Source organism: Actinocorallia aurantiaca (assembly GCF_039533685.1).
In the GTDB taxonomy this organism is placed as follows: domain Bacteria; phylum Actinomycetota; class Actinomycetes; order Streptosporangiales; family Streptosporangiaceae; genus Actinocorallia; species Actinocorallia aurantiaca.
In genome coordinates this window covers 31,692-39,718 of the sequence record NZ_BAAATZ010000008.1, presented here as the reverse complement: position 1 = coordinate 39,718, position 8,027 = coordinate 31,692, and the positions used below count along the sequence as shown (strand labels likewise).

At 73.7% G+C, this 8,027-nt stretch carries 5 protein-coding genes; all 5 read left to right on the top strand.

The genetic code is table 11. The features are described from left to right. Nucleotides 1-93 precede the first annotated feature (93 nt). The 5 genes from ABD327_RS12300 to ABD327_RS12280 all read left to right on the top strand — a co-directional run bounded on the left by ABD327_RS12300 (nt 94) and on the right by ABD327_RS12280 (nt 7,987). Entirely contained in the window at nt 94-267 is a 174-nt protein-coding gene (locus ABD327_RS12300) for a hypothetical protein (RefSeq protein ID WP_344450450.1), read from the top strand. A gap of 53 nt (nt 268-320) precedes the next feature. Continuing rightward, on the top strand, nt 321-1,076 hold the full coding sequence (locus ABD327_RS12295) for an IclR family transcriptional regulator (RefSeq protein WP_344450449.1): 756 nt from the start codon (nt 321-323) through the stop codon (nt 1,074-1,076). Nucleotides 1,077-1,154: 78 nt separating this feature from the next. Beyond that, on the top strand, nt 1,155-1,886 hold the full coding sequence (locus ABD327_RS12290) for a class I SAM-dependent methyltransferase (protein ID WP_344450448.1): 732 nt from the start codon (nt 1,155-1,157) through the stop codon (nt 1,884-1,886). 318 nt (nt 1,887-2,204) lie between these two features. Next, a complete protein-coding gene (locus ABD327_RS12285; RefSeq protein WP_344450447.1) occupies nt 2,205-4,949 on the top strand; it encodes a helix-turn-helix transcriptional regulator in 2,745 nt (914 codons plus the stop codon). Next, a complete protein-coding gene (locus tag ABD327_RS12280; RefSeq protein ID WP_344450446.1) occupies nt 4,946-7,987 on the top strand; it encodes a helix-turn-helix transcriptional regulator in 3,042 nt (1,013 codons plus the stop codon). The genes ABD327_RS12285 and ABD327_RS12280 overlap by 4 nt, the downstream gene beginning before the upstream one ends. Nucleotides 7,988-8,027: the final 40 nt, after the last annotated feature.

The following is an 8,027-nucleotide window of genomic DNA, read 5'->3' as shown; positions in this document are numbered from 1 at the left end:
CTCCGCAAAGGCCCGTCGTGTCCTCGCGGGGCTGGGCGAAGCATGCCTCTGGCTTCACCGAAAGCTGGAAGAGCCGTGGCTAAGGTCGTGGCCATGCCGACGAGCGACGACGTCCAGCACCCCGAACAGCCCTCCCCGGACGCCCCGGAACCGCAGGAGGCCCCCGCCCCCGAACCGGAGGCGGTGCCAAGGAAGCCGGCGGGCCGTCCCAAGAAGCGGCGTCCCATTCCGCCCCTGACGACCGCGCTGGACGAACCGCCCGCCTAGAGAATTGCCGAAACGGCTTGACCTGACTTCACGGGCAGTGTTCGCTTTCCGTGATGGAAGGCACACGCGGACCGACGCTGATCGCCTCAGTGCAACGTGCGCTGCATCTCATGGAGACGGTGGTGGCGCACCCGTCGGGCGCGCCGGCCAAGCAGCTCGCGCGGGCCGCGGGCCTGCCCCTGGCCACCACCTACCACCTGCTGCGGACGCTGGCCCACGAGGGTTACGTCACCAAGCTGCCCGACGGGTGCTGGGTCCTCGGCGACCGGCTCGAGGGCCTCTACGCGCGGGGCCGCGCCCAGGTGACGCTGTCCCGGGTCCGTCCCGTCCTCGTCTCGCTGCGGGACGAACTGGGCGTCGCCGTCTACTTCGCCGTCCTCCGCGAGGGCGAGATCAGCCTGGTCGACGTCGTCGACGGCCCGCGGGAGCGCCGGGTCGACCTGTGGGTCGGCTTCAACGAGGCCGCGCACGCCACCGCCGTCGGCAAGTGCCTCCTGGGCCAGCTCGACGAGGACGGGCGGCGCGAGTACCTGGCCCGCCACCCGCTGCTCGACCTCACCCCGTACACCATCACCGACCGCGGCGCGCTGGACCGCGGCCTGGCCGGGCGCGACGGCCTCTCGCTGGACCGCGAGGAGTACGCGCTCGGCACGGCCTGCGTCGCGGTGCCGGTGACGGACGGGTCGGGCGGGCTGGTCGGCGCGCTGGCCGTCTCCTGCCGGACGGAGCGGCTGCCCCGGGTCCGGAGCGAGGGAAGGCGGCTGCAGGAGGCCGCGGAGCGGCTCTCGCGGCTGGCCGCGCTGAGCTGAAATACCGGACTCCCGGCACTAGGGGGTACCAGCCGGTAAACTCGCCCCGATTCCCGAACCGAGCACGAGTGGAACCCCATGTCTGAGAACTTCCAGCCGGTCCAGCCCGCGGCCGGCGAAGGCGCCCTGGAGAACCACCTCGGCGGCGACGAGGCGCGCAACTACCGCAAGTACGAGTACGACATGGTGGCGCCGCACGTCGGCCGTTCGCTGCTGGAGATCGGATCCGGCCTCGGGCACTTCTCCGAGCAGTTCGCGGGCCGGCTGGACTACCTGGCCGTCAGCGACAACGACCCGTACTGCGTCGAGCAGCTGCGGAAGCGCTACGCCGAGGACGACGGCGTCGAGGTCCTGCCGCTGGCCCTGCCGGCGAAGGTGGAGATCCGCCAGAAGGTCGACACCGTCGTCATGATGAACGTCCTGGAGCACATCGCCGAGGACGCCCAGGCGCTCAGGGACCTGGCCGCGGTGGTCGAGCCCGGCGGCCGCATCGTCATCTGGGTGCCCGGCTACATGCAGCTCTACGGGGACTTCGACCGCAAGGTCGGCCACGTCACCCGCTACACCCCCAAGACCCTGGGCGCCACCATCGCCGCCGCGGGCCTGGAGGCCGAGGTGCTCAAGCCCATCAACTTCCTGGGCGGCATCGCCTGGTGGGCGGCGGTGCGCCGGGGCGGCGTGGGCTATCCCGACCCCCGGCTGGTGAAGATCTACGACCGGACCGTCATCCCGACGACCCGGTTCCTGGAGAAGCTCTTCCGGCCGCCGTTCGGCCAGACGGTCTTCGCCGTCGCCCGCGTGCCCGGATAGGTCCTTCCCGAAGAGTTCAGGTACTGAAAAATCAGGCCGCCGTATCGGGAAGTCTCCCCATGTGACGGATGCCTTCGGCCCGACAATGAGGGTGGCCGCGGAAGTGTCCTCTCGCCTCTCCGCCCGCGGGTCTCCGCCCGCGGGCGGGTGCGCCCCGAGCAGGGCGCGTCCAGGCCAGCCACAAATTCCCGTGTGGTCCGACGGCCCGGTGGCAGGGGGGCGGAGAGGGTCCTCCGGCCACCGGGTCCGGATGCCGTCCATGATCGCTCACGGCGATAATCACTGGGCGGAGCCCGACTCTCCTGTCATGCTGGACATATGCCCCCAGCCTCCCCTCTGATCGGCCGGACCGGAGAGCTGGCACGCCTGCGCGAGGCCTTCGCCCGGCTGCCCGGAGCCGTGCTGGTCGGCGGCGAGGCGGGCATCGGCAAGACCCGGCTGGTCCGCGAGTTCACCGCGGGCTGCCCCGCCGCCCGGGTGCTGACCGGCGGCTGCGTGGAACTGTCGGCGGAACTGCTGCCGTTCGCGCCCTTCACCGCCGCGCTGCGCGGTCTGGTCAGGGAGCTCGGCGTGAGCACGATCGAGGACCTGCTGCCCGGAGCGCGGGGACTGTCCCGGCTGCTGCCGGAGTTCGGCGACCCCGACGAGATCCCGGCCGCCGAGGCCAGGGCCCGCCTGTTCGAGCTGGTGCTGACCCTGCTGGACCGGCTGGCCGAGCGGGGGCCCGTCGTGGTGGTGATCGAGGACGCGCACTGGGCCGACCGCTCCAGCCGCGACCTGCTGGACTTCCTCATCCGCAACCTGGCCGGTTCGGTGCTGGTGCTGGTCACCTACCGCAGCGAGGCGCTGCACCGGGACCATCCGCTGCGCCCCCTGCTGGCCGAACTCGACCGGATCGACCGGGTCGAACGGCTGGAGCTGCCCAGGCTCACCCTGGCCGAGACCCGGAGGATGCTCGGCGAACACGATCCGGCCCGCGCCGAACAGTTCTTCCGGCGCAGCGAGGGCAACCCGCTGTTCGTCGAGGCACTGGCCGGGGAGGAGTCCGCAGAGCTGCCGGAGTCACTGCGCGACCTGGTGCTGGCCGGGGTGCGGCGGCTGCCCGAGCCGACCCAGGAGGTGCTGCGGATCGCCGCGGCGGGCGGTCAGCGGCTGGAGCACGGCCTGCTCTCGGCGGTGACCGGATTCGGCGACGCCGAACTCGACGACGCGCTGCGGCCCGCGGTCACGGGGAACGTGCTGACGGTGGACGGGGAGGGCTACCTCTTCCGGCACGCGCTGATCCGGGAGGCCGTCCGCGAGGATCTGCTGCCGGGCGAGCTGACCCGGCTGCACCTGGCCTACGCCCGGACCCTGGAGGAACGCCCCTGGCTGGTGCCTCCGGGCCGGGCCACCGCCGAGCTGGCGCACCACTGGCACGCCGCGCGTGATCTGCCGAGGGCGCTGGAGAGCGCCTGGCTGGCGTCGGAGGAGGCGCTGAGGTCGGCGGCTCACGCCGAGGCGCTCGCGCTCACCGAACGGGTACTGGCCCTGTCCGGCCGGGTGAACTCGGGCCCGGACCGGATCCTGGTGCTGAGGCGCGCGGTGGCCGCCGCGGATCTGGCCGGGGAGTTCGAGCGGGGGATCGAACTGACGACCGCTGCGCTGGAGCGCACCGCGGACCCGGTGGTACGGGCGGACATGCTCGGCTACAGAGGCCGGATGCGGCTGCACCTGCACCGGGCCGAAGGCGCCGACGACCTGAGGGAGGCCGTCGCGCTGCTGCCCGAGCACCCGCCCACCGCCGCGCGGGCCAGGGCGCTGGCCTCGCTGGCGAAGTACCTGTACAAACTGCCCGACGGCATGCCCGAGGCCCTGGCCGCCGCGCGGGAGGCGGTACGGGTGGCCCGGCTGACGGACGACCCGACCGCGCAGCTCACCGCGATGATGACCCTGGCCCTGCGCGACGACCGGCCGGACGAGACCCGCCTGGCGCTGTTCGCAGAGATGGAGCCGCTGCTGGGCCGCTGCGAGGACTACAACGAGGTGCTGCGGCACAAGCTGGCCACCTCCCACGTGCTGGAGGGGGCGGGCCGGCACGAGGAGGCCTACCGGGTCGCCCTGGACGGCCAGCGGGAGGCCGTCTCCTACGGACTCGGCCGCATCATGGGCACCATCCTGGCCTACAACACGGCCGAGCCGCTGGTCTCCCTGGGCCGCTGGGACGAGGCACTCCAGGTGATCGACGACGCGGTCGAGCGCGTCCCGCTGAACCGGCACCTGGGCAGCCTGCGCGGGCTGGCCGGGGAGATCCATCTGGCCCGGGGAGATCTGGAGCGGGCCGCCTCCTACCTGGCCTCGGCCTGGTCGGTGGCGCGGCGAGGACCGGTGCGCCGGGCCGAGGACCTGTTCGCGGTGCTGCGCCTGGAGATCGCCCTCCGGCTGGCCGAAGGACGTCCCGACCGGGCTCTGGAGGCGTCCGCGCTTCTGCTGGAGTCCGGGAGGATGGTCGACGACGCGCGTTACGCGTGGCCGGCGCTGGCGCTGACGGCCAGGGCGTGCCAGGACGGGGAGACTCTGGCGCCCTATCTGGAGCGGGCCGGCGCGCTGCCCGTCATCGGGCCGGTCATGGCCGCGCAGCGGCTCACCTTCGAGGCCGAGTGCGCCCCGGTCACCGGAACCGGTCCCGCCTGGATCCGGGTCGCGGAGGCCTGGCGGGAGATCGGCCAGCCCTACCGGGAGGCCTACGCCCTGCTGCGCGCGGTTCCCGAGGACCGGCACGGCGCGTCCGACCGGCTGGAGCGGGCACGGAAGCTGGCCGCGGACCTGGGAGCGGCCCCCCTGCTCGCCGAGATCGAGGAGCTGCGTTCCCGTTCCGGCGGCGCGACGGCGGTGCGCGGGCTGACCGCACGGGAGGTCGAGGTCCTGCGCGAGCTGGCCGAGGGCCGCGCCAACCGGGAGATCGCACGGGCCCTGTCGATCTCGGCCAAGACGGCCAGCGTGCACGTGAGCAACATCCTGGCCAAGCTCGGGGTCTCCTCCCGGGGCGAGGCCGCGGCGGTCGCACGGAGGCTGGGATTGTGAGGGCGGAGACGGGCGGCATCGGACGGCGGACCGAGCGCGGCGCGCTGGACGGCGGCTGGGGCGGCCTGGGCGGCGAGAGCGCGGCCGGGACGCGAGCACCACGGGGAAGAACGTCCGATCCGGCTGGCATCCTGAGGAACGTGAGCATGGAGATGGGCGGCATGAGCACGGTGCTGGTCGGGCGGCAGACCGAGCTCGACGTGCTGGACGGCGCGTTCGCCCACGTGCGGTCGGGCGCGGCGCGGGCGGTGCTGCTGGGCGGCGAGGCGGGGATCGGCAAGACCCGCCTGGTGGAGGAGTTCTCCGCGAAGGCCCGTGCCGGGGGTGCGCGCTTGCTGCTGGGCGGCTGCCTGGAACTGGGCGTCGACGGGTTCCCGTTCGCCCCCTTCACCGCGATCCTGCGCCAGCTCGTCCGGGAGTTGGGCGCCGAAGGGGTGGCCGAGCTGGTCGGGGGGCGCGCCTCGGGGCTCGCCCGGCTGCTGCCGGAGTTCGGCGAACCGGACGGCGACGGCTCCGGCCACCACCAGGCGCGGCTGTTCGAGCTGGTGCTGACCCTGCTGGACCGGCTCGCGCGGCAGGGTCCCCTCGTGCTGGTGATCGAGGACGCGCACTGGGCCGACCGCTCCAGCCGCGACCTGCTGGCGTTCCTCGTCCGCAACCTCGGCGCGGTCGCCGCGCTGATGATCGTCGTCACCTACCGGGCGGACGAACTGCACCGGGGCCACCCGCTGCGCCCGCTGCTGGCCGAGCTGGACAGGCTGGAGCGGGTCGCCAGGCACGAGGTCGGCAGGCTGACCCGCCAGGAGGTCGGCGAGCTGATGACCCGGCTGCGCGGAGCCGAGCCCGAAGGCGGGCGCGTCGAGGAGTTCTTCATCCGCAGCGAGGGCAACCCGCTGTTCGTCGAGGCGTTGATGGACGCCGACGGGAGCATCGCCTGCGAACTGCCCGAGTCCCTGCGCGACCTGCTGCTGGCGGGCGTCGAACGGCTGCCGGAGGAGACCGGGGAGCTGCTGCGGGTGGCGAGCGCGGGCGGCGCCCGGATCGAGCACCGGCTGCTGGCCGCCGTCAGCGGCCTGGACGAACGCGCGCTGACCCGGCACCTGCGGCCGGCCGTCGCGGGGAACGTCCTGGTGGTCGAAGGCGAGAGCTACCGGTTCCGGCACGCGCTGATCCGCGAGGCCGTCCACGACGACCTGATGCCCGGAGAGCACACCCGGCTGCACACCCGGTACGCCGAGGTGCTGGAGGACGACGGCACGCTGGTGCCGCCCGGCCGGGTCGCCGCCGAGCTGGCCCACCACTGGTACGCCGCGCACAACCTGGAATGGGCGCTGATCAGCGCCTGGAAGGCCGGGCAGGAGGCCGACCGGGCCGCCGCGTACGCCGAGGAGCTGCGGATGCTCGAACGCGTCCTGGACCTGTGGGAGCGGGTACCGGACGCGGAGGAGAAGATCGGCGCCACCCGGACGGAGGTGCTGCGGCTGGCGGTCTGCGCCGCGGACTGGGGCGGAGACAGCGAACGCGGCATCAAGCTGGCCTCCGCGGCGCTGCGGGAGACCGACGATCCGCTCCGACGGGCGTGGCTGCTGGAGCAGCGCGGCCGGCTGCACCACCGGCTGGGCCGTCCGGACTGGCTGGAGGACCTGCAGCGGGCGGTCGAGCTGGTACCGGCCGACCCGCCGTCCGCGGAACGCGCCCGGATGCTGGCGTCGCTGGCGCAGCACCTCCTCAACGGTTCGGGGATCGAGATGGCGAGGACGGCGGTGAAGGAGGCGCTGGACGCCGCGCGGATGGTGGGGGACCGGCGGTCGGAGGCGGACGCGCTGCTGACCCTGACCTGCCTGCTCGACGAGACCAAGTACGAGGGGGAACCGGGCGAGGGGCGTCCCTGGGAGGTACTGGAGCGGGGCGAGCGGATCGCGGAGGAGCTCGGCGCGGACCAGCTGCTGCTGCGCGCCGCGATCAACCGGTCCCACATGCTGGAGGGCGCGGGACGGCCCGCCGAGGCCGTCGAGGCGGCCGCCCGGGGCATCGAGCGGGCCAAGGAGATCGGGCTCTTCCGGAGCAGGGGCTCCTTCCTCAGCATCAACCTCGCCGAGTCGCTGCACTCGTTGGGCCGCTGGGACGAGGCGCAGGAGGTGATCGATCAGGCGCTGGAGACCGACCCGCCCCGGGCGCACAAGGCCTGCCTGGTACTGCTGCGAGGAGAGATCGGGCTCGCCCGCGGCGAGATGGAGTCCGCCGTACGCGGGCTGGAGGTCGCCTACGGGTTCAGCCGCTGGGTGGTGGACCAGCGGATCCAGGAGCACTACCCGGTGTTGCGGCTGGAGGCGGGGCTCAGGCTCCGGCAGGGGGACCGCCGGGCGGCGCTGGCCGCGTTGGAGCCGATGCTGCCGGGCACGAACCGTCCGGACGACAGTCGCTACGCCTGGCCCATCCTGGCGATCGGGGCCGCGGCGTGCGCCACGGAGGCGGAACTGGAGCCCCTGGCAGCCCGCGTGGCGCGGATCATCGTCCGCGGACCGGTCCAGTACGCCTGGTCGCTGGTCTTCCAGGCCGAGGCCGCCCGGATCACCGGGCGCGATCCCCGTTGGGACGACGTCGCCGCCGCCTGGGCGGACGTCCACAACCCCTATCCGCGGGCGCAGGCGCTCTGCCGGGCCGCCGAGCACGACGCGATGAGGGGCGAGCGCGAGCGGGCCGCGGAACGGCTCGCCGAAGCGGCGGCCCTGGCCCGGGACCTGCGCGCGGCCCCCCTGCTGGGGGAGATCGAGGACCTCGCCAGGCGGCTGGGCGAGGGGAGGCGCGCCACTCCGTCGCACGGCCTCACCGCGCGGGAGCTGGAGGTGCTGGAGCGGCTCGCCGAGGGCGGCTCCAACCGGGAGATCGCCGAGGCGCTGTTCATCTCGGCGAAGACCGCCAGCGTCCACGTCAGCAACATCCTCGGCAAGCTCGGCGTCTCCTCCCGCACCGAGGCCGCCGCCGCGGCCCGCAGGCTCGGCCTGCTGCCCGCGGACCCGGTGCGGTTCTCCGCCTAGGGCCCGCTTAGCCCCGCCCACCCCGTCTTAGGCCGTACGG